At 63.7% G+C, this 24,498-nt stretch carries 31 protein-coding genes; 18 read left to right on the top strand and 13 right to left on the bottom strand.

The genetic code is table 11. From position 1 onward, the window contains the following. Positions 1 to 37 precede the first annotated feature (37 nt). Positions 38 to 400, top strand: coding sequence for a hypothetical protein (locus AC2FNA_RS08960; protein ID WP_496825775.1), 363 nt, complete (start codon positions 38 to 40; stop codon positions 398 to 400). 9 nt (positions 401 to 409) lie between these two features. Here AC2FNA_RS08960 and AC2FNA_RS08955 read toward each other — a convergent pair whose 3' ends face one another. From AC2FNA_RS08955 to cobD, 3 genes are read right to left on the bottom strand one after another with little or no spacing between them, the layout of a single operon-like run. Beyond that, entirely contained in the window at positions 410 to 1,573 is a 1,164-nt protein-coding gene (locus AC2FNA_RS08955) for a lytic murein transglycosylase (protein WP_496825773.1), read from the bottom strand. A gap of 31 nt (positions 1,574 to 1,604) precedes the next feature. Further along, positions 1,605 to 2,525, bottom strand: coding sequence for an adenosylcobinamide-phosphate synthase CbiB (cbiB, locus tag AC2FNA_RS08950; protein ID WP_496825771.1), 921 nt, complete (start codon positions 2,523 to 2,525; stop codon positions 1,605 to 1,607). Beyond that, positions 2,522 to 3,511, bottom strand: a complete 990-nt coding sequence (gene cobD, locus AC2FNA_RS08945; protein ID WP_496825769.1) for a threonine-phosphate decarboxylase CobD — start codon at positions 3,509 to 3,511, stop codon at positions 2,522 to 2,524. Before cobD ends, cbiB begins: the two co-directional genes overlap by 4 nt. A gap of 185 nt (positions 3,512 to 3,696) precedes the next feature. Here cobD and AC2FNA_RS08940 point away from each other — a divergent pair, with 185 nt between their 5' ends. After that, positions 3,697 to 4,059 (top strand): response regulator transcription factor, encoded by a 363-nt coding sequence (locus AC2FNA_RS08940; protein ID WP_496825767.1) that lies wholly within the window; start codon positions 3,697 to 3,699, stop codon positions 4,057 to 4,059. On the opposite strand, the gene AC2FNA_RS08935 is transcribed toward AC2FNA_RS08940, so the two are convergent. Beyond that, positions 4,041 to 5,030 (bottom strand): glutathione S-transferase family protein, encoded by a 990-nt coding sequence (locus AC2FNA_RS08935; RefSeq protein WP_496825765.1) that lies wholly within the window; start codon positions 5,028 to 5,030, stop codon positions 4,041 to 4,043. The genes AC2FNA_RS08940 and AC2FNA_RS08935 overlap by 19 nt on opposite strands. 201 nt (positions 5,031 to 5,231) lie before the next feature. Between AC2FNA_RS08935 and AC2FNA_RS08930 the strand changes: the two genes are divergently transcribed. Then, positions 5,232 to 5,582, top strand: a complete 351-nt coding sequence (locus tag AC2FNA_RS08930; protein WP_496825763.1) for a hypothetical protein — start codon at positions 5,232 to 5,234, stop codon at positions 5,580 to 5,582. Between the two features lie 113 nt (positions 5,583 to 5,695). Here the strand turns inward: AC2FNA_RS08930 and AC2FNA_RS08925 are convergent, their stop codons facing one another. Continuing rightward, the gene (locus tag AC2FNA_RS08925) at positions 5,696 to 6,868 is read right to left on the bottom strand and encodes a MalY/PatB family protein (RefSeq protein ID WP_496825761.1); all 1,173 of its coding nucleotides are present in this window, start codon (positions 6,866 to 6,868) and stop codon (positions 5,696 to 5,698) included. A 99-nt stretch (positions 6,869 to 6,967) separates the two neighbouring features. On the opposite strand from AC2FNA_RS08925, the gene def (AC2FNA_RS08920) reads away from it, so the two are divergent. From def (AC2FNA_RS08920) to AC2FNA_RS08895, 6 genes are read left to right on the top strand one after another with little or no spacing between them, the layout of a single operon-like run. Then, a complete protein-coding gene (gene def, locus AC2FNA_RS08920) occupies positions 6,968 to 7,486 on the top strand; it encodes a peptide deformylase (RefSeq protein WP_496825759.1) in 519 nt (172 codons plus the stop codon). Beyond that, complete coding sequence (def, locus tag AC2FNA_RS08915; RefSeq protein ID WP_496825757.1) at positions 7,483 to 7,980, top strand: peptide deformylase; 498 nt, start codon at positions 7,483 to 7,485, stop codon at positions 7,978 to 7,980. The genes def (AC2FNA_RS08920) and def (AC2FNA_RS08915) overlap by 4 nt, the downstream gene beginning before the upstream one ends. After that, positions 7,977 to 8,474 carry a peptide deformylase gene (def, locus tag AC2FNA_RS08910; RefSeq protein WP_496825755.1) on the top strand — a complete coding sequence of 166 codons (498 nt, stop codon included), beginning with the start codon at positions 7,977 to 7,979 and terminating at the stop codon, positions 8,472 to 8,474. The genes def (AC2FNA_RS08915) and def (AC2FNA_RS08910) overlap by 4 nt, the downstream gene beginning before the upstream one ends. A gap of 4 nt (positions 8,475 to 8,478) precedes the next feature. Beyond that, positions 8,479 to 9,384, top strand: a complete 906-nt coding sequence (gene fmt, locus AC2FNA_RS08905) for a methionyl-tRNA formyltransferase (protein WP_496825754.1) — start codon at positions 8,479 to 8,481, stop codon at positions 9,382 to 9,384. Positions 9,385 to 9,397: 13 nt separating this feature from the next. Then, positions 9,398 to 9,634, top strand: coding sequence for a hypothetical protein (locus AC2FNA_RS08900; protein WP_496825752.1), 237 nt, complete (start codon positions 9,398 to 9,400; stop codon positions 9,632 to 9,634). 1 nt (position 9,635) lies between these two features. Further along, positions 9,636 to 9,875, top strand: a complete 240-nt coding sequence (locus AC2FNA_RS08895) for a GlsB/YeaQ/YmgE family stress response membrane protein (protein ID WP_496825750.1) — start codon at positions 9,636 to 9,638, stop codon at positions 9,873 to 9,875. A 66-nt stretch (positions 9,876 to 9,941) separates the two neighbouring features. Here AC2FNA_RS08895 and AC2FNA_RS08890 read toward each other — a convergent pair whose 3' ends face one another. From AC2FNA_RS08890 to AC2FNA_RS08865, 6 genes are all read right to left on the bottom strand, one after another. Beyond that, positions 9,942 to 10,571, bottom strand: a complete 630-nt coding sequence (locus tag AC2FNA_RS08890; RefSeq protein ID WP_496825748.1) for a trimeric intracellular cation channel family protein — start codon at positions 10,569 to 10,571, stop codon at positions 9,942 to 9,944. After that, complete coding sequence (gene rnhA / locus AC2FNA_RS08885) at positions 10,568 to 11,035, bottom strand: ribonuclease HI (RefSeq protein ID WP_234216945.1); 468 nt, start codon at positions 11,033 to 11,035, stop codon at positions 10,568 to 10,570. The genes AC2FNA_RS08890 and rnhA overlap by 4 nt, the downstream gene beginning before the upstream one ends. Next, positions 11,028 to 11,621, bottom strand: a complete 594-nt coding sequence (locus tag AC2FNA_RS08880; protein WP_496825746.1) for a class I SAM-dependent DNA methyltransferase — start codon at positions 11,619 to 11,621, stop codon at positions 11,028 to 11,030. Before AC2FNA_RS08880 ends, rnhA begins: the two co-directional genes overlap by 8 nt. Next, a complete protein-coding gene (locus tag AC2FNA_RS08875) occupies positions 11,618 to 12,070 on the bottom strand; it encodes a DUF3429 domain-containing protein (protein WP_234165829.1) in 453 nt (150 codons plus the stop codon). Before AC2FNA_RS08875 ends, AC2FNA_RS08880 begins: the two co-directional genes overlap by 4 nt. Before the next feature lie 253 nt (positions 12,071 to 12,323). After that, entirely contained in the window at positions 12,324 to 13,274 is a 951-nt protein-coding gene (ispH, locus tag AC2FNA_RS08870) for a 4-hydroxy-3-methylbut-2-enyl diphosphate reductase (protein WP_496825743.1), read from the bottom strand. A gap of 196 nt (positions 13,275 to 13,470) precedes the next feature. Beyond that, positions 13,471 to 14,043 (bottom strand): LabA-like NYN domain-containing protein, encoded by a 573-nt coding sequence (locus AC2FNA_RS08865; protein WP_234172050.1) that lies wholly within the window; start codon positions 14,041 to 14,043, stop codon positions 13,471 to 13,473. Between the two features lie 135 nt (positions 14,044 to 14,178). On the opposite strand from AC2FNA_RS08865, the gene folK reads away from it, so the two are divergent. From folK to AC2FNA_RS08820, 9 genes are all read left to right on the top strand, one after another. Then, positions 14,179 to 14,748: a 2-amino-4-hydroxy-6-hydroxymethyldihydropteridine diphosphokinase gene (gene folK / locus AC2FNA_RS08860; protein WP_496825742.1), complete on the top strand. Its 570-nt coding sequence runs from the start codon at positions 14,179 to 14,181 to the stop codon at positions 14,746 to 14,748. Positions 14,749 to 14,839: 91 nt separating this feature from the next. Continuing rightward, a complete protein-coding gene (gene rpoZ / locus AC2FNA_RS08855; RefSeq protein WP_496825740.1) occupies positions 14,840 to 15,193 on the top strand; it encodes a DNA-directed RNA polymerase subunit omega in 354 nt (117 codons plus the stop codon). Between the two features lie 28 nt (positions 15,194 to 15,221). Further along, the gene (locus AC2FNA_RS08850; RefSeq protein WP_496825738.1) at positions 15,222 to 17,354 is read left to right on the top strand and encodes a RelA/SpoT family protein; all 2,133 of its coding nucleotides are present in this window, start codon (positions 15,222 to 15,224) and stop codon (positions 17,352 to 17,354) included. Between the two features lie 31 nt (positions 17,355 to 17,385). Then, positions 17,386 to 18,042, top strand: a complete 657-nt coding sequence (locus AC2FNA_RS08845) for a DUF2062 domain-containing protein (protein WP_496825736.1) — start codon at positions 17,386 to 17,388, stop codon at positions 18,040 to 18,042. 36 nt (positions 18,043 to 18,078) lie between these two features. Then, positions 18,079 to 18,825, top strand: coding sequence for a pyridoxine 5'-phosphate synthase (locus AC2FNA_RS08840; protein ID WP_496825734.1), 747 nt, complete (start codon positions 18,079 to 18,081; stop codon positions 18,823 to 18,825). Between the two features lie 64 nt (positions 18,826 to 18,889). Continuing rightward, complete coding sequence (acpS, locus tag AC2FNA_RS08835; protein ID WP_496825732.1) at positions 18,890 to 19,336, top strand: holo-ACP synthase; 447 nt, start codon at positions 18,890 to 18,892, stop codon at positions 19,334 to 19,336. 33 nt (positions 19,337 to 19,369) lie between these two features. After that, on the top strand, positions 19,370 to 20,209 hold the full coding sequence (gene lepB / locus AC2FNA_RS08830; RefSeq protein WP_496825730.1) for a signal peptidase I: 840 nt from the start codon (positions 19,370 to 19,372) through the stop codon (positions 20,207 to 20,209). Next, positions 20,206 to 20,883, top strand: coding sequence for a ribonuclease III (rnc, locus tag AC2FNA_RS08825; RefSeq protein ID WP_496825728.1), 678 nt, complete (start codon positions 20,206 to 20,208; stop codon positions 20,881 to 20,883). The genes lepB and rnc overlap by 4 nt, the downstream gene beginning before the upstream one ends. Positions 20,884 to 20,891: 8 nt before the next feature. Continuing rightward, positions 20,892 to 21,287 carry an META domain-containing protein gene (locus AC2FNA_RS08820; RefSeq protein ID WP_496825726.1) on the top strand — a complete coding sequence of 132 codons (396 nt, stop codon included), beginning with the start codon at positions 20,892 to 20,894 and terminating at the stop codon, positions 21,285 to 21,287. On the opposite strand, the gene recO is transcribed toward AC2FNA_RS08820, so the two are convergent. Continuing rightward, on the bottom strand, positions 21,271 to 21,996 hold the full coding sequence (gene recO, locus AC2FNA_RS08815) for a DNA repair protein RecO (RefSeq protein WP_496825724.1): 726 nt from the start codon (positions 21,994 to 21,996) through the stop codon (positions 21,271 to 21,273). The two genes, AC2FNA_RS08820 and recO, sit on opposite strands and share 17 nt — an antisense overlap. A gap of 89 nt (positions 21,997 to 22,085) precedes the next feature. After that, on the bottom strand, positions 22,086 to 24,368 hold the full coding sequence (locus AC2FNA_RS08810; protein WP_496825722.1) for an adenosylcobalamin-dependent ribonucleoside-diphosphate reductase: 2,283 nt from the start codon (positions 24,366 to 24,368) through the stop codon (positions 22,086 to 22,088). Positions 24,369 to 24,498 lie beyond the last annotated feature (130 nt).

Below are 24,498 nucleotides of genomic sequence, written 5' to 3'. Positions count from 1 at the left end.
ACTGGGGGCGCAGGGGCTGCCGGACTAGGTTTGACCCATGATCCTGCGCCTTGCCCTTGCCTGCACCCTTTTCACGACCCCGTTGATGGCCACCGAATGGCGCCTGAAAGAGGGTGACCGCCCCCTGAATGCTGCGGAGCTACAGGCGCTGGCCGGGCGCACGCTGACCTTCTACGACGATGGCCGCTCGACCTATTCGGCGGGGGGCTCGTTTTCCTACACCTATTCCCCGGCCAATGGTGGCGGAACTGCGTTCGGGACCTATCACATCGCCGAGGATGGCAGCATCTGCACTCTGTTCCGCAACGGCCTCAGCCGCTGTGACCTCTACGTCCTGAACGGCACCCGGCTGCTGCTGATCACCGAAGCGGGCGAGCGGTATCCGGTCCGGCCAGAGTGAGGCGGGCCCTCACAACCGGTTGAGCAGCTCTGCCGTGGGCCAGGCGTCGGCGGGCAGGCCCAGCCGGGCCTGTTCGGCCTGTACGGCTGCGCGTGTGCCCGCACCCAGGATCCCGTCGATCTTGCCCACGTCATGGCCGCGCGCCTGCAACTTCTGTTGCAGCGCTTTCATTCCCGCGCCGTCCAGCCCGGGCGCGGGATTGCCGGCGTCATAGACCTGCCCGCCCTCCAGCCTTGTGCCGAAATAGGCCGCCGTCAGCACATAGACAAAGCTCTGGTTCCATTCGAAATAGACGTCGAAATTGGGATAGGCGAGGAAGGCCGGCCCCTTATGCCCCTGCGGCAGAATCAGCGAAGCGGGCAGATCGGCAAGGTCGCCCGCGCGCGAGCGCACGCCCATGGCCTGCCAGTCCGCCGTGTTACGCGGCTTGCCCGGCCCGCTCAGCGACCAGTCCATCCGGGCGGGGAGGGTGACCTCTTGCAGCCAGGGCTCGTTCGGACGCCAGCCCAGATGCGACAGCATCCGCGCGCCCGACATCAGGGCATCCGGTGCCGAGGTCTTGAGGGTCACATGCCCGTCGCCATCGCCGTCGACGCCGTTTTTAAGGATATCGCGCGGCAGCATCTGCACCATGCCGATCTCGCCCGCCCAGGCGCCGGTGGTGCGGGCAGGGTCGAAATCGCCATGGCTGTAAAGCTCGATTGCGGCGAATATCTGCGGCCGGAACAGCTCGGGCCGGCGGCAGTCATGCGCCAGCGTGACCAGCGCATTGCGGGTGTTGAAATCGCCCTGATAGCCGCCAAAATCGGTCTCGAACGCCCAGAACGCCAGAAGCACCCCGCGCGACACGCCGTATTCCGCCTCGATCCGGTCGAACACCGCATCGTATTTGCGCCCCATCGCCTTGCCGGTCTCAAGCCGGTTTTGTGAGATCAGACGGCGCGAGAATTCGACAAAGGGTTTCTGGAACACGCCCTGCGCGCGGTCGGCCCTGAGCACCTTGGCGTCCTGCGCCGCCCCCTGAAAGAAGCGGTCGACCAGTGCCGCATCGTGTCCCATCGAAACCGCCTCGGCCTTGAGACCATCGACAAAGTTCGAAAAACCGCCGCCGCATTGCGCCAGCGCCGGAGAGGCCAGCACAATAGCGGCCATGATCTGGGGAAGAATGCGCATGATGTCCTGTTGGTTTGGTTCTGTAATACGATCAGAAGATCGCCGCCAGCGCCACCAGCGTCAAGGTCAGACCCAGGGCCAGCGCCCAGACCTGCCACAGCAGGGTCACCGCGCGTTCGATCTCGCGCGGGCCGATTTCCTTGCGGCCCTCTTCGTTTACCCAGGCCAGATACCGGATTTCGCCGTGATAGCTGCGCGGTCCGGCCAGCGCGATGTTGAGCGCGCGGGCCATGGCGGCCTCGGGCCAGCCGGCATTGGGCGAGATATGGCGCTGGGCGTCCTCGACGATGCCGCGCCAGTGGCGCCAGCCATTGGACAGCAGCACGATCATGCCGCAGGTCAGTCGGGCCGGGATCAGGTTGAGCAGATCATCCAGCCGTGCAGCGGCCCAGCCGAACTGCGCATAACGCTCGTTCAGATAGCCCACCATGCTGTCGGCGGTGTTGACCGTCTTGTAAAGCAGCAGGCCCGGCAGGCCACCGACCAGAAACCAGAAGGCGGGCGCAATCACCCCGTCGCTGAGGTTCTCCGCGGCGCTTTCGATGGCGGCGCGCGCCACCTGCGGTTCGGACATGGTGGCCGTATCGCGCGAGACGATGCGGGCGACGCTGCGCCGCGCCTCGGGCAGTGACAGGCGCAGTGCATCGGCCACATCCGCCACATGCCCGGCCAGCGATTTCTGTGCCAGCAGGATGGCGCAGATCAGCACCTCGGCCACCGGCCCGAGCAGCGACAGCAGCGCGCCCACTGACAACGCCCCTACCACCAGGATCGCGGTCACCGCGACACCCTTGAGCCGGCGATGCCCGCCCTCGTTCAACTCTTCGTCCAGAACCGAGATGATGTTGCCGATCAGAACCGCCGGGTGGCGCAGGCGCGACCACAGCCAGTCGGGCTCTCCCAGCGCGGCATCCAGCAGCATGGCAAAGCCGAGGAGCAGGGCGGTGCTCATAACGCGCTCTCCAGCCGGTCCCATCCCTCGACGGGGGGCAGGCCCAGCCGCAGGAAATGGTTGGAATAGGGAAAGATGCGGCTCCAGATCCGGGCCTGGGCCAGACGGTGCTGCCAGGCGGCGGCATCATCGACGTGGTAAAGGCGAAACAGGTCGGTGCCACCCAGAAGTTCGGCGCCGCGCGCGGTCATCAGCGTGTCGAGCCGGGTGGCCTCCTGTGCCAGCCTGATACGGGTCTCTTCGGCCCATGCAGGATCGCTCAGCGCCCTTGTCCCGATGCGCAACGCCGGTCCCGACACCGCCCAGGGGCCGGTCAGGTCGTTGAGGCGCGCAATAGTGTCGGGCAGGGCGATGGCAAAGCCGAGCCGCAGCCCGGCGAGCCCCCAGAACTTGCCAAAGCTTTTCAGCACCAGGGTGCCCGGGCGCGTGGCCAGATGCGCCAGCGAGGTCTCGGGTGCCACGTCGCCAAAGCTCTCGTCGATTACGCAAAGCGCGCCTTCGGCCTCGTCCTCGGTCCAGACCCGGCCATCGGGATTGTTGGGGTGCACGATCACCCGTGCCTCGGCCGGGCCATCATCGACCACCTGCCAGCCATGGGCGGCAAAGGCGGCGGCATGTTCGTTATAGGTGGGCCGGGTGATCCGTACCCGCGCGGGACCTGCCAGCGCCGGAATGCGCGCAATCAGGGCCGAGGCGCCGGGCGCGGGCAGGATCGCCGCTGCGTCGGGCAGGTGCCAGAACCGGCGGGCGGCGCGCGTCAGTTCACCAAAGGCGCCGTGATCGGGCAGGGCGGTCCAGTCCTCGGGCATCAGCGTGCCGACCGGATAGGGCAAGGGATTGATGCCGGTCGACAGGTCGATCCAGTCGGCGTGCGCGCCGCCATACTGGCGCATCGCCCCGTCCAGCCCGCCGCCATGATCGCGGCGCGCGCGCGGATCGGTCGGATCGTCCGGCAGTGTGGGCGGATTGGCAAATCCCGTGTTCATGTTCTTGTCTTCTCCGACATCGCGACTTGCATCAAGCGGATTTCCGCCCGAAGCTCAAGGGACGAACGCGGCTTCCGGTGCGAGGGAACCGATGTTAACAATTTGTAAAGCATTTGATCAGATTACGGAGCCAAGGGAGACTGGCGCCACCAACGAACTCAAACAGAAGTGCCGGGTTTACTGTTATGCATGTGTTGATCGTCGAAAGTAACCCAGAGCTTGGCACGCTCTGGCAGCGCCACCTGCAACGTCAGGGTTTGCAGGTCACGTTAGTGACGTCGCAAGAGGATGCGATCCTGGCACTCTACCGGGCGGAGTTCGAGATTATTGTTCTGGATCTGGTGCTTGAGCAGGGCAGCGCCTTGGCGGTTGCGGATTTCGCCAGCTACCGCCGCCCGGATGCACGGGTGATTTTCGTTACCAATACGACTTTCTTTTCAGACGGTTCAATCTTTGCTCACAGTCCGAACGCCTGCGCCTATGTGCATGGCGATACGCCGCCCGAGGATCTTGCGGCGATGGTGGAACACTACGCCACCGCGCGCTGATCGCGACCATGCGGCGCGAGATGGTCGAGCTCGGGTCCGATCGGAACGATTCGGTGCGGATTGATGCTGTCATGGCTGTAATGGTAGTGCCGGATGATGTGATCCATATGCACGGTTCCCGCCACACCGGGCCATTGATACAGTTCCCGCGTATAGGCCCAGAGGTTTGGATAATCGATCAGCCGCCGCCGGTTGCATTTGAAATGCAGATGATAGACCGGATCAAAGCGGATCAGCGTGGTGAACAGGCGCCAATCAGCCTCGGTTACCTGGTCACCCATTAGGTAACGGTTGTTCGCAAGACGTGATTCCAACCAGTCCAGAGTGTCGAACAGTGGGTGCACCGCAGCGTCATATGCCTCTTGAGTCGTGGAAAATCCGCATTTGTAGACGCCATTGTTTACGTTTTCGTAAATACGCGCGTTCACCGTCTCGATTTTTTCTCGGATGCACTCCGGCCAAAAATCTTCGTGATTTCCGGTCAGGTGATCGAAGGCCGAGTTGAACATGCGGATGATCTCTGCGCTTTCGTTGGACACGATGGTCTGGCGCTCGGTATCCCACAGGATCGGCACGGTGACGCGTCCGGAATAGGCTGGGTCGGCACGGGTATAGATCTGATGGGCATAGTTCAGCCCATACAGGCGGTCACCGGTGCGGCCCTCTGTCTCGGGTGCAAAGGTCCAGCCTTGGTCCAGCATGTCGGGATGCACGACCGAAACCGGGATATGTGTGGATAAACCCTTGATTTCGCGAAAGATCAGGGTCCTGTGTGCCCAGGGACAGGCATAGCTGACATAAAGGTGGTAGCGCCCCGAGGCGGCGGCAAAGCCGCCTTTGCCGGATGGTCCGGGGGTGCCATCGGGGGTGACCCAGTTGCGGAACTGCGCCGCCGAGCGCTGGAAGGCGCCGCCGCTGGATTTGGTATCGTACCAGGTGTCATGCCAGATGCCGTCGATCAGCAGGCCCATCGCAGTCTCCTTCTGCTTTGATCAGCATCTAGGATCTGCGGTGCGGGATACCACGCCGTTGCCGCGCACCTGACCTGCGCAGGTGCACATCCGGCGCGGCCCCGCGGAAAGCACGCGGGTGCCATGCACCGAACATGAAAATCTTTGCTTGATTTTAATGGATGCTGGGGCAGGCTGATGAGGTTCGCACGGAGACGCTTTATGAGCACCTATATTTCAAAAGAAGTCGGCGAGGATCTGGCCCGGGCCCGGATCGCTGGATTGAAGAAGATGAGCCGCTTGCGGGTGGAACATATCGGTATGTTTTATACTGTACTTCGGCTTTGGCGCGACGGATTTGCCGTCGAGGCAGAAAATACGCCGCCATTACGCGGTCTGGTCGACATCTACGAGGGGTCAAACCTGCTTTATCAATGCCTGATCGTGGCCTCGGGCGCTGAAGGCGGCGAGATGGTCTATGAGTTCAAGCGGCACACGCTGGCGCAGGATCATGCCCCGCTCGACTTTGAACGCGGAGTGGACGCGCCCATCGGGTTGCTGGGCAAGGAGTAGCCTCCTCTGCCTTGCGGGCGTCCTCGACGGGCCCTGTGCAACCATGCGGGTCAGGTTGATCGAGGTCGGTCTGGTTATCGATGCGCGAACCGGGCTCGCCTACCGCATATCACCTATTGCAGATCGCCGAAGGCGCTGTTGAGCCGGTCGATCGCATCCTCGATCCGCGCCCTCTGGGTGCCAAGGTTGAAGCGCAGGAAACTCTCGCCGCCGGTGCCGAAACTGGTGCCGTGGTTCACTGCAATCTTTGCCTGTTGTTCGACCCGCTCGGTGAATTCGGCCCGCTCCATGCCCGTTCCCGAGAAATCCACCCAGGCGAGATAGGTCGCCTCGAGCGGCATCGCGCGCAAACCGGGAATGGCCGAGATGGCGCTTTCGAAGAGGCGCCGGTTCTCGTCCAGATAGGCCAGCAGCCCATCAACCCATTCCGCCCCTTCGGGAGAATATGCGGTCAGCGTCGCCATCTGCCCGGTCGAGTTCGGTGCCAGCGAGAGCGCGGCCATCCTCTTGGCGAAACGTCCACGCAGTTCGGGGTCGGGGATGATTACCTGCCCGGTATGCAGGCCCGCGATGTTGAACGTCTTGGACGGCGCAGTGAGCATCAACAGCCGGTCGACGATATCGGGCGCCGCGTTGGGCATCGGGATATGGGTGTGTCCCGGATAGACCAGGTCATGATGGATCTCGTCCGACACAAGAAGCAGATCGTGCCGCTTGGCGAAATCGGCCACCGCGCGCAGTTCCTCTTGCGTCCAGACCCGGCCGCCGGGATTGTGCGGCGAGCAGAGGATCACCATGCGCTCGTTGCCGGTCATCTGCGCGTCATAGGCGGCAAAATCCATTTCATACCGGCCATCGGTGTTGACCATCTGGCATTCCACCACCTGCCGGCCCGCATTGCGGATCACCTTGGCAAAGGCATGATAGACCGGGGTGAACAGCACGATCCCGTCGCCCGGCTGGGTATAGGTGTCAAGGCACATGCCCACACCGTTCACCAGCCCGGTGGTGGTAAAGATCGCCTCGGGCGCCACATCCCAGTCGTGGCGGCTGCGCATCCACCAGCGGATCGCGTCGGTATAGGGCTTGTCATAGTTCACATAGCCCAGGATGCCATGGTCGGTCATCTCGCGCAGCTTGGCCAGCACGTGTTCGGGCGCGCGGAAATCCATGTCGGCGACCCACATGGCCAGACCGTCCTGTGCGGGCACGCCATAGATGGGTTCCATCATGTCCCATTTCGAGCAAAAGGTTCCGTGGCGGTCGATCAGGTCGTCAAAGCTCATCTGGGTCTCCGAGGGTCAATTGTCGGCCAGAGGCTAGCCAGTTTGCCGCCATGCGCAAGGGGCGTTGCAGCAGGGCGGTCAATCGCCTAAATCGGGAGCATGAAACGTGCTATTCTCATTCATCCCGATCCGCGCCTGAAAAAGGTCTGCGCGCCCGTGGCCGATATCTCGGACGAATTGCGCGCGCTGGCAGACGACATGCTGGAGACCATGTATGACGCGCCGGGCATCGGCCTGGCCGCGCCGCAGATCGGTGTGCTCGACCGCTTGATCGTGCTGGATTGCGTCAAGGAAGAGGGCGCTGCCGCCCGCCCGCTGGTGATGTTCAACCCGCGCGTGTTGGCCGCCTCGGACGAGACCAACGTTTACGAGGAGGGCTGCCTGTCCATCCCCGAGCAATATGCCGAGGTGACCCGCCCAAAGGTGGTGGATGTCGAATGGATCGATCGTGACGGCAACTTGCAAAGCGAAACCTTTGACGGGCTCTGGGCCACCTGTGTGCAGCACGAGATCGACCATCTGGATGGCAAGCTGTTCATCGATTATCTCAAGCCGTTGAAACGCCAGATGATCACCCGCAAGATGCAGAAGCTGAAGCGCGAGCGGGCCCGGGCGTGAGCGTCCTGCCGATCCTGACCTGGCCTGATGCACGCCTGTCGCAACGCTGTGATCCGGTCGAGGGGATCGTGCCCGACGATCTGATCCGCGACATGTTCGATACCATGTATGCCGCCAAGGGGCGTGGTCTGGCGGCGCCGCAGGTGGGCGTGATGCAGCGGTTTTTCGTCATGGATGTCGGCTGGAAAGAGGGCACGCCCAGCCCGATGGCGATGATCAACCCAGTGATCATGGCCGCAGAGCGGGTGCCGGTCGAAATGGAGGAGGTGTGCCTGTCGATCCCCGGCCTCTCGATACCCGTTACCCGACACAAGGCGGTAACCGTGCAATGGACCGCGCCCGAGGGCGACATTCACATGGCCGATTTCGACGGGTTCGAGGCGCGCTGTATCCAGCACGAATTCGACCATCTGAACGGGGTCGTCACGCTGGATCATCTGGACCCGCCGGCCCGCGCCGCCATGCTTTGCGCTTTTGAGGAAAACCATCCATGACCGTCCGCCGCTGTCTGCCCTGGCCCGACAAGCATCTGCGCAGCCCCGCCGCCGAGGTGAGCGAGATCACCGACGAGATCCGCGCCATCTGGACCGACATGATCGACACGATGGAGGCGATGCCCGGTGTGGGCCTGGCCGCGCCGCAGATCGGGGTGATGCTGCGGCTGGCGGTGGTCGATGGCTCGTCCGAGCGGGGTCGCGCGGTGCGTCTGGCGAACCCCGAGATCCTGCATGCCTCGGTCGAGTTGCGTGAACATGAGGAGGCCAGCCCCAACCTGCCCGGCGTCTCGGCCAAGCTGAAGCGCCCGCGCGCGGTGACGGTGCGGTTCCTGAACGAACAGGGTCAGGTCGACCGGCGCGATTTCGTCGGCATCGAGGCGACCAGCGTGCAGCACCAGATCGACCACCTGAACGGGCGGATGTATTTCGACAATCTCAGCAAGGTGAAACGCGACATGCTGCTGCGCAAGGCGCGCAAGCTGGGAGGCTGAGGTCATGCGCGTCGTGTTCATGGGAACCCCCGATTTCTCGGTTCCGGTGCTGGAGGCGCTGGTTGAGGCCGGGCATGAGATCGCCGCCGTCTATTGCCAGCCACCGCGCCCGGCGGGGCGGGGGAAAAAGGACCGCCCGACCCCGGTCCATGCCCGCGCGCTGGAACTGGGGCTGGAGGTGCGCCACCCGGTCTCGCTGAAAGGGGCCGAGGCGCAGGCGGATTTCGCAGCACTTGGCGCCGATGTGGCGGTGGTGGTGGCCTATGGGCTGATCCTGCCGCAAGCGGTGCTGGACGCGCCGCGCCACGGCTGCCTGAATATCCATGCCAGCCTGTTGCCGCGCTGGCGCGGCGCGGCGCCGATTCATCGGGCCATCATGGCGGGCGACGCTGAAACGGGCATTTGCATCATGCAGATGGAGGCGGGACTGGATACCGGCCCCGTGCTGCTGCGCGCCGCCACACCCATCGGGGCGGAGGAGACTACTGGTGCGCTGCATGACCGCTTGTCGGCCATGGGCGCCGAACTGATCGTCGAGGCGCTGGCACATTTGCCCGAGTTGACTGCGGAGCCTCAGCCCGAGGAGGGCGTCACATATGCCGCCAAGATCGACAAGGCCGAGGCGCGGGTGGACTGGACCCGCCCGGCGGCCGAGATCGACCGGCAAATCCGGGGTCTCTCTCCCTTTCCCGGTGCCTGGACCGAGATCACGGGTGAAAGGGTGAAACTCCTCGCCTCACGCCTGGCCGAGGGGCAGGGCGCCCCCGGCGCAGTGCTGGACGATGCAATGACTGTCGCCTGCGGCACAGGTGCTATCTCACTCACCCGCTTGCAACGGGCGGGCAAAGGGGCGCAGGATGCCGACATCTTCCTGCGGGGCTGGCCCGTGCCAAAGGGAACCCGCCTGTAGAAGGGGATCGCGTATGTTCATGGTTCTGATGGGAACGGTGGTGATCGCCGGGATCGTCGGCTACATCTCCGAGAAATCGGGGTTCACTCATAACGGCTATCTGCAATCCATCATCATCTGCGTCGGTGGGGCCTTCCTGTTTTATTTCGTGCGGATCATGTTCGGGATCGGCTTCGGGTCTCCGGGGATGAACGCCTTTCTTTCGTCCATCGGGGCGCTCATCATCGTGCCCTTCCACTGGAGGAAATGAGATGCATATCGTTGTCCTGATCATCATCGGCGCCGCTGCCGGGTTTCTGGCCACCCGGCTGATGCGGATCGAGGCGGATATTCCCACCACCATGCTGATCGGCATCGTGGGCGCGCTGATCGGCGGGCTGATCCTGCGGGCGCTGTTGACGATGATGGGCTGGCTGTCGGGCTTTGTCGGCGCGGTTCTGGGGGCGCTTCTGGTGGTCTGGCTGTGGCAGACCTATCTGCGGCGGCGCTGAGACAGGCCGGAAGATGCGAGGCTCTGCCTCGCGCTCCGGAGTATTTGGGGCGAAATGAAGGGGGGGTCAGCCGCGCGTGCGCGGCGGGCGGCTTTTATAGACTGGCAGGCGCCAGCCAAAGACCAGCGATCCGGCGCGCAGACCCCAGCAGACAAACGCGCAAAGGCCCAGCGCGGGCAGAGTGGCCAGCCCCAAGCCGGTAGCGATCACCGCCGCCACCGCGCCCGCCAGCGCGCAGGAGACGTAGAGCTCACCCTGTTTCAGGACCAACGGCACCTCGTTGCAAACTACATCGCGCATCAGTCCGCCCAGACAGCCGGTCATCATCCCCATCAGCACCACGATCACCGGCGGTTGCCCCTGCGCCAGTGCGACCCCGGTGCCTGCCGCCACCGCGATGGACAGCGCGAAACTGTCCAGCCAGATCAACAGGCGATAGCGGCTTTCGACCAGGTGTGCGGTGAAAAAGACCAGCGCCGCGGCACCCGAGGCGATCAGAATATAGGCGGGCTGGCCTACCCAGAACACCGGGTCGCGGCCCAAAAGCAGGTCGCGCATGGTGCCGCCGCCCACCGCCGTCAGGCAGGCGACAAAGGCAAATCCAACCAGGTCGAGCTGCGCCCGGCTGGCCACCAGCGCGCCGGTCAGGGCAAAGACAAGGACCGAGGCGTAATCGAGCAGGGCAAGCAGGCTCACGCGCGGGCCTTCTTCGGCTTGAAGGGTTTCATGCCTGCGCGCGCCAACTCGTCGGCGCGTTCGTTTTCCGGGTGGCCCGCGTGGCCCTTGACCCATTCCCAGGTCACGTCATGGCGCGCCTGTGCCGCATCCAGCCGCTGCCACAGTTCGACATTCTTGACCGGCTTCTTGCCGGCGGTCTTCCAGCCGTTGCGCTTCCAGCCGAAGATCCAGCCGGTCACGCCGTTCTTTACATAGGCGCTGTCGGTGACCACGGTGATTTTCGAGGGCCGTTCCAGCGTTTCCAGCGCGTTGATCGCGGCCAGCAGCTCCATTCGGTTGTTGGTGGTCTCACCCTCGCCGCCGGAAAGCTCACGTTCCTTCAGCACGGTCTCGCCCTCGATGGCGCGCAACAGCACGCCCCAGCCGCCGGGGCCGGGATTGCCGGAACAGGCGCCGTCGGTATAGGCAAAGAGCTCAGGCATGGGCGCGCATCGCGATCCAGTCCTCGACCGCGCCACTGAGGCCCGGCCCGGCGCCGAAGGCGCGGTCGATAACGGTGAAACCGGCCTGCTGCAACAGATGCTCCAACGCGTCCTCCTGATGGTAGCTGTAGAACCGACCGAGGCTGTCACGCCCTTCGCCGGTTCCGAGTTTGAGGGCGATATGGAAAATTCCGCCGGGTTTCAAGGCCCGATGGAGCCGGGCGAGATGGCCGGGAAACTCGGCATGGGGGGCATGTAGCAGGCTGAAATTGGCCCAGATGCCGTCATAGGCGGCGGTATCCTCGATCTCGTCGAACCGGGCCTGACGGGCGGTGACGCCCGGGTGTTGCGCCGCCAACGCCACCATCTCGGCCGAGGCATCGACCGCCACGACCGTAAGTCCTGCCCGCGCCATTTGGGCCGCAGAGGTGCCGGGGCCGCACCCGAGATCCAGCACCCGACCGCCGCTTGGCAGCATGGCGACAAAGGCCTCCAGCAAGGGGTCGGCGGCATTGTGATCCTCGGTCAGCGCGGCATAGTCGCTGGCGCGGTCATCATAGATGCGGATTGTTTCGGGATCGCTCATAGAAAGGCCCCCACCGCCAGGCACAAGGTGACGACCGCCGTCAGTAAAAGGCGCAGTCGCATCCACCAGACCGGCGCCAGCCCCCAACTGGCAAAGGCGGCATCCAGCATCAACAGGCCCAGAAAGCCGAAGATCAGGTTGATCGCCGCGCCGGTCGGGCCGCCCCCGGTCATGAAAAAGGCCCAGAGCGCGGGCAGCACCGCAAGCGCATAGCCGGTTGCGGCGCGGCGGTCATCGGCCTTGGTCGCAAAGCCCCAGAGTACGCCGGACATGAAGGCCAGGATGATCTGGCCATAGGCGATCTGCACATAAGGCCCGACAAAACGTGGGCCGAGCGCAGCGGCGCCCCAGGCTTGCAGGGCGGGACTCAGGTAGGTGAGCGCGCCCCAGAGGAAGGGGATCAGCCCGGCAAGGCCCAGGATCAGCGGTGCGCGGGGGATGGTGGTCATGTGCGCTCCTTCAGAGGTGAGCCGACGAGGAAACCGACAGAACTGCCGAGATGGAAACGAAAGGGTCTCAAGAGCCTGACCAAGCTTGCGGACTGCGCCTGTTGGGTATTCGCGGCCAGACTAGCCACGAATGCCGTTGGGTGAAAGCGCGGTTTCGGTGACGTTTTGCCAGCAGGTTGCGAATGCTGGCTGTCACGCTTGCAACAGAACCGTCTTAGGTGCCGAAATTCGGGCTGGGATCATTGGCGCAAGCTCATGCCGGTTGCCGCAATACGCGCGGAACCTTGAACTCGACGTGTTCGACTGCGGTTTCGACCACCTCGACCGTCACGTCGAACCGCGCGCGAAAGGCGTCGATCACCTCGTTCACCAGCAGTTCGGGGGCCGAGGCGCCGGCGGAAACGGCAATGGTTGCGATGCCGTCCAGCGCGCGCCAGTCAATGTCATCGGCGCGCTGCACCAGTTGCGCATAGGCACAGCCCGCCTTGGCGGCGACCTCGACCAGACGGCGCGAGTTCGAAGAGTTGGGCGCCCCAACGACCAAGAGCGCATCCGATTTTGGCGCTACCGCCTTGACCGCCTCTTGCCGGTTGGTGGTGGCGTAACAGATATCCTCCTTGTGCGGGCCGACGATCTGCGGGAACCGGGCCTGAAGTGCTGTCACGATATCGCGCGTGTCGTCCACCGACAGGGTTGTCTGGGTAACAAAGGCGAGGCGTTCGGGGTCGCGCACCGCGATGCGGGCGACATCCTCGACCGTTTCGACCAGCAGCACTTCGCCCTCAGGCAATTGTCCCATGGTGCCGATGGTCTCGGGGTGGCCGCGATGGCCGATCATGATGATCTGAAGGCCGCGTTCCGCGTGCCGTTCGGCCTCGATATGGACCTTGGACACCAGCGGGCAGGTGGCATCGACATAGACCATCCGCCGCCGCTCGGCCTCGGCCGGGATCGACTTTGGCACGCCGTGGGCGGAAAAGATCACCGGGCGATCATCGGGACATTCATCCAGTTCCTCGACGAACACCGCCCCCTTGGCACGCAGCCCGTCGACGACGAACTTGTTGTGCACGATCTCGTGCCGGACATAGACGGGGGCGCCCCATTTCTCGATTGCCATCTCGACGATCTTGATGGCGCGGTCGACACCGGCGCAAAACCCGCGCGGCGCGGCAAGATAAAGGGTGAGCGGCGATTTGGTCATGGGCGGGTCTCCTTGCCTGAGCACAGGTAAGGATTTGTGCGGCCCAGATCCAGCCCGGTTCTGAGTGTCACGAATCCGTCACTGAAGGGGGGTAGAAGGCGGGTATTGAAGCATGCATTCTTACTTAATGACATACGGCCAGGTGAGCGCTCACCTGGCCGTTTATTTTACCTTAGCAGGGTCTTTGAAGTTCGGCTCAGTTGCCGTTGGCCGCAAACGAGCGCGGCTCTGCCGGTACTTCGCGCGGAGGGCGGCCGATCACGTCACGCAGCTCTTCAAGCTCGATGAAATTGTCGGCTTGGCGGCGCAGCTCGTCCGAGATCATCGGCGGCTGGCTGCGGATGGTCGATACGACCGACACACGCACGCCCTGACGTTGCAGGCTGGCCACCAACGGGCGAAAATCGCCATCGCCCGAGAAGAGCACGATATGATCGACGCGCGGAGCCAGTTCCATGGCATCGACGGTCAGTTCGATATCCATGTTCCCCTTGACCTTCCGGCGCCCCATGCTGTCGGTATATTCCTTGGCCGGTTTGGTCACCATGGTGAACCCGTTATAGTGCAGCCAATCGACAAGCGGACGGATCGGAGAGTATTCGTCATTTTCCAGCAGCGCAGTGTAGTAGAAGGCTCTCAGCATTTTGCCGCGACGCATGAACTCCTGCCTGAGGAGTTTGTAGTCAATGTCAAAGCCCAGAGCCTTGGCCGCCGCATAAAGATTAGAACCATCGATGAACAGCGCTAGCCGTTCGTCCTTATAAAACATAATTGTTCCTTCCGGTATGCACCGAAGCCGCCATGTATCCGTGAGTGAGTGCTTAAAATCGGCGGATCAGTAGCCCCAATGTAGGAGAATCGGCATGTATGGCAAGTGCACTCTTGACGTGAACGGAAACCGAAAATGATGGATTCCGAGCAAATTGCCGTTATCGCCTTGGGTGGAAATCTATCTTTTGATCAAAACCCTCCAGAAGTGACGTTGCGGAATGCTGTGCGTGAGCTTTCTGAAAGGGGTTTGGTGATTCGCGGCGAGAGCCGTTTTTTCACGACACCCTGCTTCCCGGCAGGCGCAGGACCTGACTACATCAACGCAGCGATTTCCATCAACACAAATCTATCTCCGGTTGCTTTGTTGGCGCTGTTGCACGAGGTCGAAGCGAAATTCGGGCGCGCGCGGGCGCAGCGTTGGGGTATGCGAACGCTGGATCTGGATCTGGTTTGCTATGGAGGCGAGGTCCTGCCCGACCGCACGGGCTATGAGGCCTGGCTGCAACTGGACCCGGCCCGTCAGGCCGAGTTGGCTCCTGACCGGCTGATTCTGCCGCATCCACGCTTGCAGGAACGGGGGTTTGTTCTGGTGCCGATGGCAGATGTCGTGCCGGATTGGCGCCACCCGGTGTCGGGCCTGACCGTGCGCGAGATGCTGGCGGCCCTGCCGCCCGAAGACCTTGCGGAAATCCGGCCGGTCTGACCGGAAAGCCGGGCATTTCCTGCTTGTCAAGCCGGGGAAACGCGCCTAGAACCGTGCTTTCTGGACAAAGCTGCACTTTGGAGAGTCGCTGATGGCCCGCGTGACGGTAGAAGATTGCGTAGACAAGGTTCCGAACCGGTTCGAGCTGGTATTGCTTGCCGCTCATCGGGCGCGTGAGATCTCTGCCGGCGCCGCGATCACCGTGGACCGCGACAATGACAAGAACCCTGTCGTGTCGCTGCGCGAGATCGCCGACGAGACCCAGAGCGCCGACGAGCTGCGCGAGCGCCTGATCGAGGCGAACCAGACCCAGATCGAGGTGGACGAGCCCGAAGACGACCAGATGGCCCTGCTGATGGGTGCCGAGAGCGACCGCCCGGCCGAGGACGATATGTCCGAGGAACGCCTGCTGCGTGCCCTCATGGAGGCACAGGGGCAGGGCTGAGAACGCCGCGTGAGAGGATGCGGACAGGATGATTTCTGCTGACGACCTGATTGCCCTGGTCCGCAACTACAATCCCAAGACCAATGCCGAGCGTCTGACCCGTGCCTACGCGTTCGGGCATCAGATGCATGATGGCCAGTTCCGCCATTCGGGCGAACCCTATTTCACCCATCCCGTTGCCGTCGCCGCGATTCTGACCGAACAGCGGCTGGACGATGCCACCATCATCACCGCGCTGTTGCACGACACGATCGAGGATACCAAGGCCAGCTATGGCCAGGTGTCCGAGCTGTTCGGCGAAGAGGTGGCGATGCTGGTCGATGGGGTGACCAAATTGACCAACCTGCAACTATCGTCGCGCGAGACCAAGCAGGCCGAGAACTTCCGCAAGCTGTTCATGGCCATGTCCAAGGACCTGCGGGTGATCCTGGTCAAGCTGGCCGACCGTTTGCACAACATGCGCACCATCAAGGCAATGCGGCCCGAGAAGCAGGCCGTGAAAGCGCGCGAGACCATGGATATCTATGCGCCGCTTGCCGGCCGCATGGGCATGCAGTGGATGCGCGAAGAGCTGGAGGACCTGGCCTTTCGCGTGCTCAACCCCGAGGGGCGGCAGTCGATCATCCGGCGTTTCATCACGCTGCAACGCGAGACCGGCGACGTGATCCACAGGATTACCGGCGACATGCGGCACGAACTGGACAAGGCGGGCATCGAGGCCGAGGTGTTCGGTCGCGCCAAGAAACCCTATTCGATCTGGCGCAAGATGCAGGAAAAGGATCAGGGCTTCTCGCGCCTGTCCGACATCTACGGGTTCCGCATCATCACCCAGTCCGAAGAGGATTGTTACCGCACGCTGGGCGCTATCCACCAGCGCTGGCGCGCGGTGCCGGGCCGGTTCAAGGACTATATCAGCCAGCCGAAATCGAACGGCTATCGCTCGATCCACACCACGGTGTCGGGGCGCGACGGCAAGAGGGTCGAGGTGCAGATCCGCACCCGCCAGATGCATGACGTGGCCGAAACCGGGGTTGCTGCGCATTGGTCCTATCGCGACGGGGTGCGCACCCAGAACCCCTTTGCCGTCGATCCGGCCAAGTGGATCGCGGGCCTGACCGAACAGTTCGACAGCGAAGAGGATCACGAAGACTTCCTCGAAGCGGTCAAGCTCGAGATGTATTCCGACCAGGTGTTCTGCTTCACCCCCAAGGGCGATGTGGTCAAGCTGCCGCGCGGCGCCACCCCGATCGACTATGCCTACGCCATCCATACCCGGATCGGGCATGCCTGCGTCGGGGCCAAGGTGGACGGGATCCGGGTGCCGCTGTGGACCCGCCTCAAGAACGGCCAGTCGGTCGAGGTCATCACCGCCGAGGGCCAGACCCCGCAGGTAAGCTGGCTTGAGATTGCGGTGACCGGCAAGGCCAAGACCGCGATCCGCCGTGCCCTGCGCGAGGTGGACCGCGAACGGTTCATCAAGCTGGGGCATGAACTGGCGCGTTCGGCCTTCGACCATGTGGGGCGCAAGGCTACCGACAAGGCGCTTGATACCGCCGCCAAGCACTTGCGACTGAAGGATCGCGACGAGTTGCTGGCGCGGCTGGGCTCGGCCGAGTTGACCGCGCATGACGTGGTGCAGGCGGTCTATCCCGAGTTGGCCCCAGACGAGGGCGACGCCATTCCCCCGCGCCGCGCCGTGATCGGTCTGGAACCGGGGCAGAGCTTTGACCGCGCGCCCTGCTGCCAGCCGCTGCCGGGCGAGCGCATCGTCGGCATCACCTATCGCGGCAAGGGTGTGGTGGTTCATACCATCGACTGCGACCGGTTGAGCGAGTTCGAGACCCAACCCGAACGTTGGGTCGATTTGCACTGGCATTCCGGCACCCACCCTGCCGCCTATGGTGCTACGCTGGACCTGACCATCGGCAATGATGCCGGGGTGCTGGGACGGATTTGCACATTGATCGGTGAGAAGAAGGCCAATATCTCCAACCTGGAATTCATAGACCGCAAACCGGATTTCTATCGCCTGATGATCAGCGTCGAATTGCGGGATGTGGAACAGTTGCATTCGTTGATGCTGGCGCTCGAGGCCGAGGGTGACGTGGCCTCGGTCGAGCGCTACAGGGAAAAGGCCAAAGCGGGCGCCGCGGCCGGGTAAAGGCCGACAGGCAGGGAAAGGACATCCAAGCGTGGTTTTCAAGCGCCGAGATCGACGCTCTCCGCTGCAGGTGCTGTGGGAACTGATCTGGCCGCGTGGCGGTTGGACCCGAGCCTTTCACTATGTCAAACACCGGGTCCGCCGTCTGCCGGACCGGCCCGAACGTATCGCGCGTGGCATCGGGGCTGGGGTGTTCGCCTCGTTCACACCGTTTTATGGCATCCATTTCGTGATCGCGGCGGTTCTGGCACGGCTGATCAACGGCAATATCCTGGCCGGGCTCAGCGGGACATTCTTCGGCAATCCGCTAACCTATGTGCCGATCGGGGTGATCTCTTTGCAGACCGGTCATTTCCTTTTGGGGACCGAGTTTCACGAAGGCGCCAAACAAGGCCTGATGCGCAAGTTTGCCCGTGCCGCGGGCGACTTGAAGGATAATTTCCTGGCGCTCTTCACCGATCGCGACGCCGACTGGCAGGCACTCGACCTGTTCTATGACGAGGTGTTCTTTCCCTATCTGGTTGGTGGTATCGCACCGGGTATCGTTGCGGGTGTGGTCTGTTACTACCTCAGCCTGCCGGTGATCAGCACCTATCAGAAACGCCGCCGCTCCAAGATCAAGGCCAAGTTCGAGGCGATCAAGAAAAAGGCGCAGGCCGATCTGCCAAACCCGGAAAATCCCGGCTAGGGTCGGGCGCGAGCGAGTCGGAAAGGAAATCCCGTCATGTCTGTTCCCCACCTGCGTCTTGGCGTGAATATCGACCATGTGGCGACCGTGCGCAACGCGCGCGGCGGTGCCAGCCCCGACCCGATCCGTGCCGCCATCCTGGCCGAGCAGGCCGGTGCCGACGGCATCACCGCGCATCTGCGCGAGGATCGCCGCCATATCACCGATGCCGATATCGACGGGTTGATGGCGGCGCTCAACGTGCCGCTCAACTTCGAGATGGCCGCAACCGACGAGATGCAGAAGATCGCGCTGCGCCACAAGCCGCACGCAGTCTGCATCGTGCCCGAAAAGCGCGAGGAACGTACCACCGAAGGCGGGCTTGAGGTCGCGCGCGAGGAAAACCGGCTGGCCCATTTCATCGCGCCGCTGCGCGAAGCGGGTTGCCGGGTGTCGATCTTCATCGCCGCCGACAAACGCCAGATCGAGGCCGCGCACCGGATCGGCGCGCAGGTGATCGAACTGCATACCGGGGCCTATTGCGATGCCCATGCCGAAGGCGATTTCGCCAAGCGCGACCGCGAGTTGGAGGCGATGCGCGAAATGTCCGCCTTTGCCCATTCGCTGGGGCTGGAGGTGCACGCCGGCCACGGCCTGACCTATGACACGGTGCAGCCGGTCGCAGCCTTTCCCGAGGTGATGGAGCTGAATATCGGCCATTTCCTGATCGGCGAGGCGATCTTTCGCGGGCTCACACCCGCCATCGCCGAAATGCGCCGCCTGATGGATGAGGCGCGGGCATGACCCGGGCGCAAGACTTTTTCAAAAAGTCTTGCCCAAAGTTTCCGGAAAACTTTGGGACACCGCAATGATCCTGGGTATCGGCACCGATCTGGCCAATATCGAGCGGATCGAGCGCACGCTCGACCGCTTCGGTGACCGCTTTCGCAAACGCGTCTTTACAGAGATCGAGCAGCGCAAGGCCGAGCGTCGCGCCGACACTGCCGGCACCTATGCCAAGCGCTGGGCCGCGAAAGAGGCCTGTTCCAAGGCGCTGGGCACCGGCCTGCGCATGGGTATCGCCTGGAAGGACATGGCGGTCAGCAACCTGGCGACCGGTCAGCCCGTCATGCAGGTCACCGGCTGGGCCGCCGAGCGTCTGCGCGAGATGACGCCCGAAGGCTACGAGGCGATCATCCATGTCACCCTGACCGACGATCACCCCTGGGCACAGGCCTTTGTCGTGATCGAGGCGCGCCCGCTCGCCGAGGCGGGGGAGGTGAACTTGACTTACCCCGCCCCGCCCCGCATGTAGCCCCCGAAACGCCCGCAGCAACTGGAGAGCCTGATGGCCAGCAAAGCCGCCAAGACCGGAAATGCCTTTGTCGAGACGATCAAGACCATCGTCTATGCGCTGCTGATCGCGGGCGTGTTCCGGACGCTGTTCTTTCAGCCGTTCTGGATCCCCTCGGGCTCGATGAAGGAAACGCTGCTGATCGGCGATTTCCTCTTCGTCAACAAGATGGCCTATGGCTATTCCTATGCCTCGTGCCCCAGCCTGGTATTGCCGCAATTCGGCATCGACATCGACGCCGAGGATGTTTGTGGCTGGGCCAAGGGCGATAATGACCGCCTGTTCGGCGGCGCGCCCGAGCGTGGCGACGTGGTGGTGTTCCGTCACCCGGTCTCGGGGCGCGATTTCATCAAGCGTCTGATCGGCCTACCGGGCGACCGCATCCAGATGAAGGACGGCGTCCTCTACATCAACGATCAGGCGGTAAAGCTGGAAGATGACGGCGTGTTCGAAGAGCTGGCCGAGGCGCAAGGCCCCCAACGCCTGCGCCCGCGCTGCGAGAACGGTCCAGTGGGTGAGGGCGGCATCTGCCAGAAATCGCGCCAGATCGAGACGCTGCCCAACGGCGTCAGCCACAAGATCATCAATATCGGCAATCAGGCCTCGGACCATACCGGCGTCTACACGGTGCCCGAGGGACATTACTTCTTCATGGGCGACAACCGCGACAATTCCAGCGACAGCCGCCTGCCGCAATCGGCGGGCGGGGTCGGCTTTGTGCCTTACGAGAACCTGATCGGCCGGGCCGACCGCATCATGTTCTCGTCGGCGGGCCGGTCGATGCTGTTCTTCTGGACTTGGCGCAGCGATCGTTTCTTCAAGGGGATCGAGTGAAGCTTTCGGCAGAAATGAAGGCCTTTGAGGCGCGGTTGGGTTACTCTTTCGAGCGGCCGGAGCTTTTGGTGCGCGCGCTTACCCATGGTTCGATCTCCTCGGCCACCCGGCAGGACAATCAGCGGCTGGAGTTTCTGGGCGACCGGGTGCTGGGGCTGGTGATGGCGACGGCATTGCTGGAGGCGGACAAGGACGCGACCGAGGGTCAACTGGCGCCCCGCTTCAACGCGCTGGTGCGCAAGGAAACCTGCGCCGAGGTCGCCCGCGAGGCCGATCTGGGCGCGGTGCTGAAATTGGGCCGCTCCGAGATGATGTCGGGCGGGCGGCGCAAACTAGCGCTCTTGGGCGACGCGATGGAGGCGGTGATCGCCGCCGTCTATCGCGATGGCGGTTTTACCGCCGCCGAGGCGGTGATCCTGCGGCTGTGGGGGGCGCGTATCCATCAGGTCGAGGCTGACGCGCGCGACGCCAAGACAGCGCTTCAGGAATGGGCGCAGGCGCGTGGCCAAACCCCGCCGCGCTATACTTTGGTGAAACGCTCTGGCCCCGATCATGCGCCGGTCTTTACCATTCTGGCGGAACTGGCCGATGGCCGCCGGGCCGAGGCCACCGCCGGGGCCAAGCGGCAGGCCGAACAGGCCGCCGCGCGCAAGCTGCTCGACGGTATGGATTAAGGTCCGCGATGCTGGCCCGCCTCGCCCTTCTGTTGCCCGCGCTGGCGCTGGGATATTGCGGGCAGGATGAGACCGCCACCGCCTATGGCGCCGCCGGGCAGGCCTGGCAGGTCGAGAGCATAGACGGCACCGCCTTTGCCGCCGAGGCAACGCTGCGCTTTCCCGAACCGGGCCAAATTGCGGGGCAGGGGCCGTGCAACAGCTTTACCGCCCGGCTGGACGCGCCCTATCCGTGGTTCGAAATCGCCGATCTGGTCGCCACCCGCGCCGCCTGTCCCGAGTTGGAGGCCGAGGGGGCCTTCTTCGCGGCGCTTCTGGTTATGGAACAGATCGAGGTCTCGGGGGCGGTGCTGATCTTGAGTAATGAGGCTGGGCACGAGATGCTTTTCAGGGCAGCCGACTGATCAGGTCGATCAGCCGCCCGCGCGCCTGTGGCAGCGGCGCGTGGCCCAGGGCGGGCGCGACTCGGTGTTCCAGAAAATAGCCGGTGGTGCGCAGGGCTTGCGTGATCTCGGCGTCCGGTGCCGGGCCTTCGCCGCGCAGGCAGGGGGGCAGGGGCAACAGCCGCTCCGCCCATTCGCCCGCGGCCCCCGCGCTGATCGCGCGCCCGCTGCGCGGCGAGACATAGACCAGATCGTCGCTGGACCCGGTCACCGCGCAGGCGCTCAGGTCAAGGCCAAAGCCCAGCGCGTCGAGCAGCGCCAGTTCCCAGCGCAGATAGGCGAGCGGCCAGATCTCGTCCTGCCCCAACAGGTCCAGAAGCTGTTCGGATTGCTTGTAAAGGCGCGGATGCGGCTCGCGCTCGGGCAGGCAAAAGGAGAGCAGCGAGACCGCTGCGTTCAGCCCGGCCAGCGCCAGCCGCCCCGACATCGCCGCCGCCGCGCGCGAGCGCAGCGGTTCCACCGTGAAACTACCCAGATGCTCTTCCAGCCGGGCGCGCCAGCTGAGATCGAGCTGCGCACCCGGTTGCAGGATCGGCGCGATGCGGCGGCTGGTGCCGCCCCGCACCACCCCCGCATGGCGGCCATGGGCCGCGGTGAATGTGTCGATGATGGCCGAAGTCTCACCGTGGCGACGCACGGAAAGCAGGATACCCTGATCACGCCAATCCATGTCGCCCCTCACGCTCGTTCGGGGTCAGAATGGCCGCATCCGGGGGCAGACCGCAAGGCCTGCCCGCGCGGCTCAGGCCCGTCTGGGCCTCAACCGCATTTGGAATGGCCGCAGCTGCGGCAGGTCATGCAGCCCTCGACCATCTGCATGTCGAACTGGCCGCAGCTGGGGCAGGCCTTGCCACGCGGCGCGTCGCCGTTCACCACCTGCGCCTGCGGGTCCGATTTCAGGCCCATGCCCTCGCCTTCGAGAAAGCCGATGGCGATCAGGTGCTGTTCGATCACCCCGCCGATGGCGGCCAGAATCGAGGGGATGTACTTGCCCTTGACCCAGGCGCCGCCGCGCGGGTCGAACACGGCCTTCAGCTCTTCGACCACAAAGCTGATATCGCCGCCGCGCCGGAACACCGCCGAGATCATCCGCGTCAGCGCCACGGTCCAGGCAAAATGCTCCATGTTCTTGGAGTTGATGAACACCTCGAACGGGCGGCGGTGGCCGTTGATGATGATGTCGTTGATGGTGATGTAAAGCGCATGCTCGCTGTCGGGCCACTTGATCTTGTAGGTGTTGCCCTCAAGATGTTCGGGCCGGTCCAGCGGCTCGGACATGTAGATGACGTCGCCCCCTTCGAACTCGTGCGGCGCATGGGCGCTTTCACCCGGCGCCTTGTCGGAGCTTTCCGAGACAGTCAGAACCGAACCGGTCACATCATTGGGCCGATAGGTGGTGCAGCCCTTGCAGCCCAGATCCCAGGCCTGCATGTAGACATCCTTGAAATCGTCAAAGGAAATGTCCTCGGGGCAGTTGATGGTCTTGGAAATCGAGCTGTCGATCCATTTCTGCGCCGCCGCCTGCATCCGCACGTGATCGGCGGGCGCCAGCGTCTGGGCGTTGACGAAATAGTCGGGCAGGGGTGTATCGCCGAACTTGTCGCGCCACATCTGCACGGCGTAATCGACCACCTCTTCTTCGGTCCGACTGCCGTCTTTTTGCAGCACCTTGCGGGTATAGGCATAGGCAAAGACCGGCTCGATCCCCGACGACACGTTGCCGGCATAGAGCGAGATGGTCCCGGTGGGCGCGATCGAGGTCAACAGAGCGTTGCGGATGCCGTGGGCGCGGATCGCCTCGCGTACATCCTCGTCCATGGCCCGCATGGTGCCCGAGGCCAGGTATTTCTCGGCGTCAAACAGGGGAAAGGCGCCTTTTTCCTTGGCCAGCTCGACCGAGGCGAGATAGGCGGCGCGGGCGATGGCGTGCAGCCAGTCCTCGGTCTGCTTGGCGGCCTCGTCGCTGCCATAGCGCAGGCCTAGCATCAGCAGCGCATCGGCCAGCCCGGTCACGCCCAGCCCGATCCGGCGCTTGTTCTGCGCCTCGGCGGCCTGTTCGGGCAGCGGGAATTTCGAGGCATCGACCACGTTGTCCATCATCCGCACGGCGGTGGCGACCAGCTTTTGCAGCGCCTCGGGGTCAAGCTGTGCCGCGTCTTCGAACGGGTTCGTCACCAGCCGTGCCAGGTTGATCGAGCCCAGCAGGCAGGCGCCGTAGGGTGGCAGGGGCTGTTCGCCACAGGGGTTGGTGGCAGCGATGGTCTCGACATAGTTCAGGTTGTTGGCCGCGTTGATCCGGTCGATGAAGATCACGCCCGGTTCGGCATAATCATAGGTGGCCTGCATGATCTTGTTCCACAGGGTGCGTGCCTCGACCGTGTGATAGACCTTGCCGTCGAATTGCAGCTCCCACGAGCCGTTGGCCTTGACCGCCTCCATGAAGGCATCGGTGACCAGCACCGACATGTTGAACATGCGCAGGCGGGCAGGGTCGGATTTGGCGGCGATGAACTGTTCGATATCGGGATGGTCGCAGCGCATGGTCGCCATCATCGCGCCCCGGCGGGAACCGGCGGACATGATGGTGCGGCACATGGCATCCCACACATCCATGAAGCTGAGCGGCCCCGAGGCATCGGCGGCCACGCCTTTCACATCGGCCCCGCGCGGGCGAATGGTCGAGAAATCGTAACCGATGCCGCCGCCCTGCTGCATGGTCAGCGCCGCCTCTTTCAGCATCTCGAAGATGCCGCCCATGCTGTCGGGGATGGTGCCCATGACAAAGCAGTTGAACAGCGTCACCTGCCGCGCAGTGCCCGCACCGGCGGTGATGCGCCCGGCGGGCAGGTATTTGAAATCCTCCAGCGCGGCGTAGAATTCCCGTTCCCAGCGGTCAGGATCCTGTTCGACGCGGGCCAGATCGCGGGCGATGCGGCGCCAGCTGTCCTCGACCGTCTGGTCGATCGGGGTGCCGTCCGCCTGTTTGAAACGGTATTTCATGTCCCAAATCTGCTCGGCGATGGGGGCGGCGAAACGGCTCATCGGATGATTCCCTCGTGCTGGAAGAGGTATCCAGCTTAAACCAAATGTGAGGTAGGCCACAACTGCTTGATGCCGGGACGGGGTGAGCTACAATATCGAGGTAGGGTTCGGGACGACTCTGTGGGAAAGC

It is taken from the genome of Ruegeria sp. YKSD163, assembly GCF_059612905.1.
The sequence above is the reverse complement of the archived record's forward strand: the minus strand, read 5'-3'. Positions and strand labels throughout refer to the sequence as shown.

What these genes read in the sequence shown, in the direction of transcription:
- AC2FNA_RS08960 (WP_496825775.1), top strand. Translation starts at nt 38, where the DNA reads ATGATCCTGCGCCTTGCCCTTGCCTGCACCCTTTTCACGACCCCGTTG.
- AC2FNA_RS08955 (WP_496825773.1), bottom strand. Translation starts at nt 1,573, where the DNA reads ATGCGCATTCTTCCCCAGATCATGGCCGCTATTGTGCTGGCCTCTCCG.
- cbiB (WP_496825771.1), bottom strand. Translation starts at nt 2,525, where the DNA reads ATGAGCACCGCCCTGCTCCTCGGCTTTGCCATGCTGCTGGATGCCGCG.
- cobD (WP_496825769.1), bottom strand. Translation starts at nt 3,511, where the DNA reads ATGAACACGGGATTTGCCAATCCGCCCACACTGCCGGACGATCCGACC.
- AC2FNA_RS08940 (WP_496825767.1), top strand. Translation starts at nt 3,697, where the DNA reads ATGCATGTGTTGATCGTCGAAAGTAACCCAGAGCTTGGCACGCTCTGG.
- AC2FNA_RS08935 (WP_496825765.1), bottom strand. Translation starts at nt 5,030, where the DNA reads ATGGGCCTGCTGATCGACGGCATCTGGCATGACACCTGGTACGATACC.
- AC2FNA_RS08930 (WP_496825763.1), top strand. Translation starts at nt 5,232, where the DNA reads ATGAGCACCTATATTTCAAAAGAAGTCGGCGAGGATCTGGCCCGGGCC.
- AC2FNA_RS08925 (WP_496825761.1), bottom strand. Translation starts at nt 6,868, where the DNA reads ATGAGCTTTGACGACCTGATCGACCGCCACGGAACCTTTTGCTCGAAA.
- def (WP_496825759.1), top strand. Translation starts at nt 6,968, where the DNA reads ATGAAACGTGCTATTCTCATTCATCCCGATCCGCGCCTGAAAAAGGTC.
- def (WP_496825755.1), top strand. Translation starts at nt 7,977, where the DNA reads ATGACCGTCCGCCGCTGTCTGCCCTGGCCCGACAAGCATCTGCGCAGC.
- fmt (WP_496825754.1), top strand. Translation starts at nt 8,479, where the DNA reads ATGCGCGTCGTGTTCATGGGAACCCCCGATTTCTCGGTTCCGGTGCTG.
- AC2FNA_RS08900 (WP_496825752.1), top strand. Translation starts at nt 9,398, where the DNA reads ATGTTCATGGTTCTGATGGGAACGGTGGTGATCGCCGGGATCGTCGGC.
- AC2FNA_RS08895 (WP_496825750.1), top strand. Translation starts at nt 9,636, where the DNA reads ATGCATATCGTTGTCCTGATCATCATCGGCGCCGCTGCCGGGTTTCTG.
- rnhA (WP_234216945.1), bottom strand. Translation starts at nt 11,035, where the DNA reads ATGCCTGAGCTCTTTGCCTATACCGACGGCGCCTGTTCCGGCAATCCC.
- AC2FNA_RS08880 (WP_496825746.1), bottom strand. Translation starts at nt 11,621, where the DNA reads ATGAGCGATCCCGAAACAATCCGCATCTATGATGACCGCGCCAGCGAC.
- AC2FNA_RS08875 (WP_234165829.1), bottom strand. Translation starts at nt 12,070, where the DNA reads ATGACCACCATCCCCCGCGCACCGCTGATCCTGGGCCTTGCCGGGCTG.
- ispH (WP_496825743.1), bottom strand. Translation starts at nt 13,274, where the DNA reads ATGACCAAATCGCCGCTCACCCTTTATCTTGCCGCGCCGCGCGGGTTT.
- AC2FNA_RS08865 (WP_234172050.1), bottom strand. Translation starts at nt 14,043, where the DNA reads ATGTTTTATAAGGACGAACGGCTAGCGCTGTTCATCGATGGTTCTAAT.
- folK (WP_496825742.1), top strand. Translation starts at nt 14,179, where the DNA reads ATGATGGATTCCGAGCAAATTGCCGTTATCGCCTTGGGTGGAAATCTA.
- rpoZ (WP_496825740.1), top strand. Translation starts at nt 14,840, where the DNA reads ATGGCCCGCGTGACGGTAGAAGATTGCGTAGACAAGGTTCCGAACCGG.
- AC2FNA_RS08850 (WP_496825738.1), top strand. Translation starts at nt 15,222, where the DNA reads ATGATTTCTGCTGACGACCTGATTGCCCTGGTCCGCAACTACAATCCC.
- AC2FNA_RS08840 (WP_496825734.1), top strand. Translation starts at nt 18,079, where the DNA reads ATGTCTGTTCCCCACCTGCGTCTTGGCGTGAATATCGACCATGTGGCG.
- acpS (WP_496825732.1), top strand. Translation starts at nt 18,890, where the DNA reads ATGATCCTGGGTATCGGCACCGATCTGGCCAATATCGAGCGGATCGAG.
- lepB (WP_496825730.1), top strand. Translation starts at nt 19,370, where the DNA reads ATGGCCAGCAAAGCCGCCAAGACCGGAAATGCCTTTGTCGAGACGATC.
- AC2FNA_RS08820 (WP_496825726.1), top strand. Translation starts at nt 20,892, where the DNA reads ATGCTGGCCCGCCTCGCCCTTCTGTTGCCCGCGCTGGCGCTGGGATAT.
- recO (WP_496825724.1), bottom strand. Translation starts at nt 21,996, where the DNA reads ATGGATTGGCGTGATCAGGGTATCCTGCTTTCCGTGCGTCGCCACGGT.
- AC2FNA_RS08810 (WP_496825722.1), bottom strand. Translation starts at nt 24,368, where the DNA reads ATGAGCCGTTTCGCCGCCCCCATCGCCGAGCAGATTTGGGACATGAAA.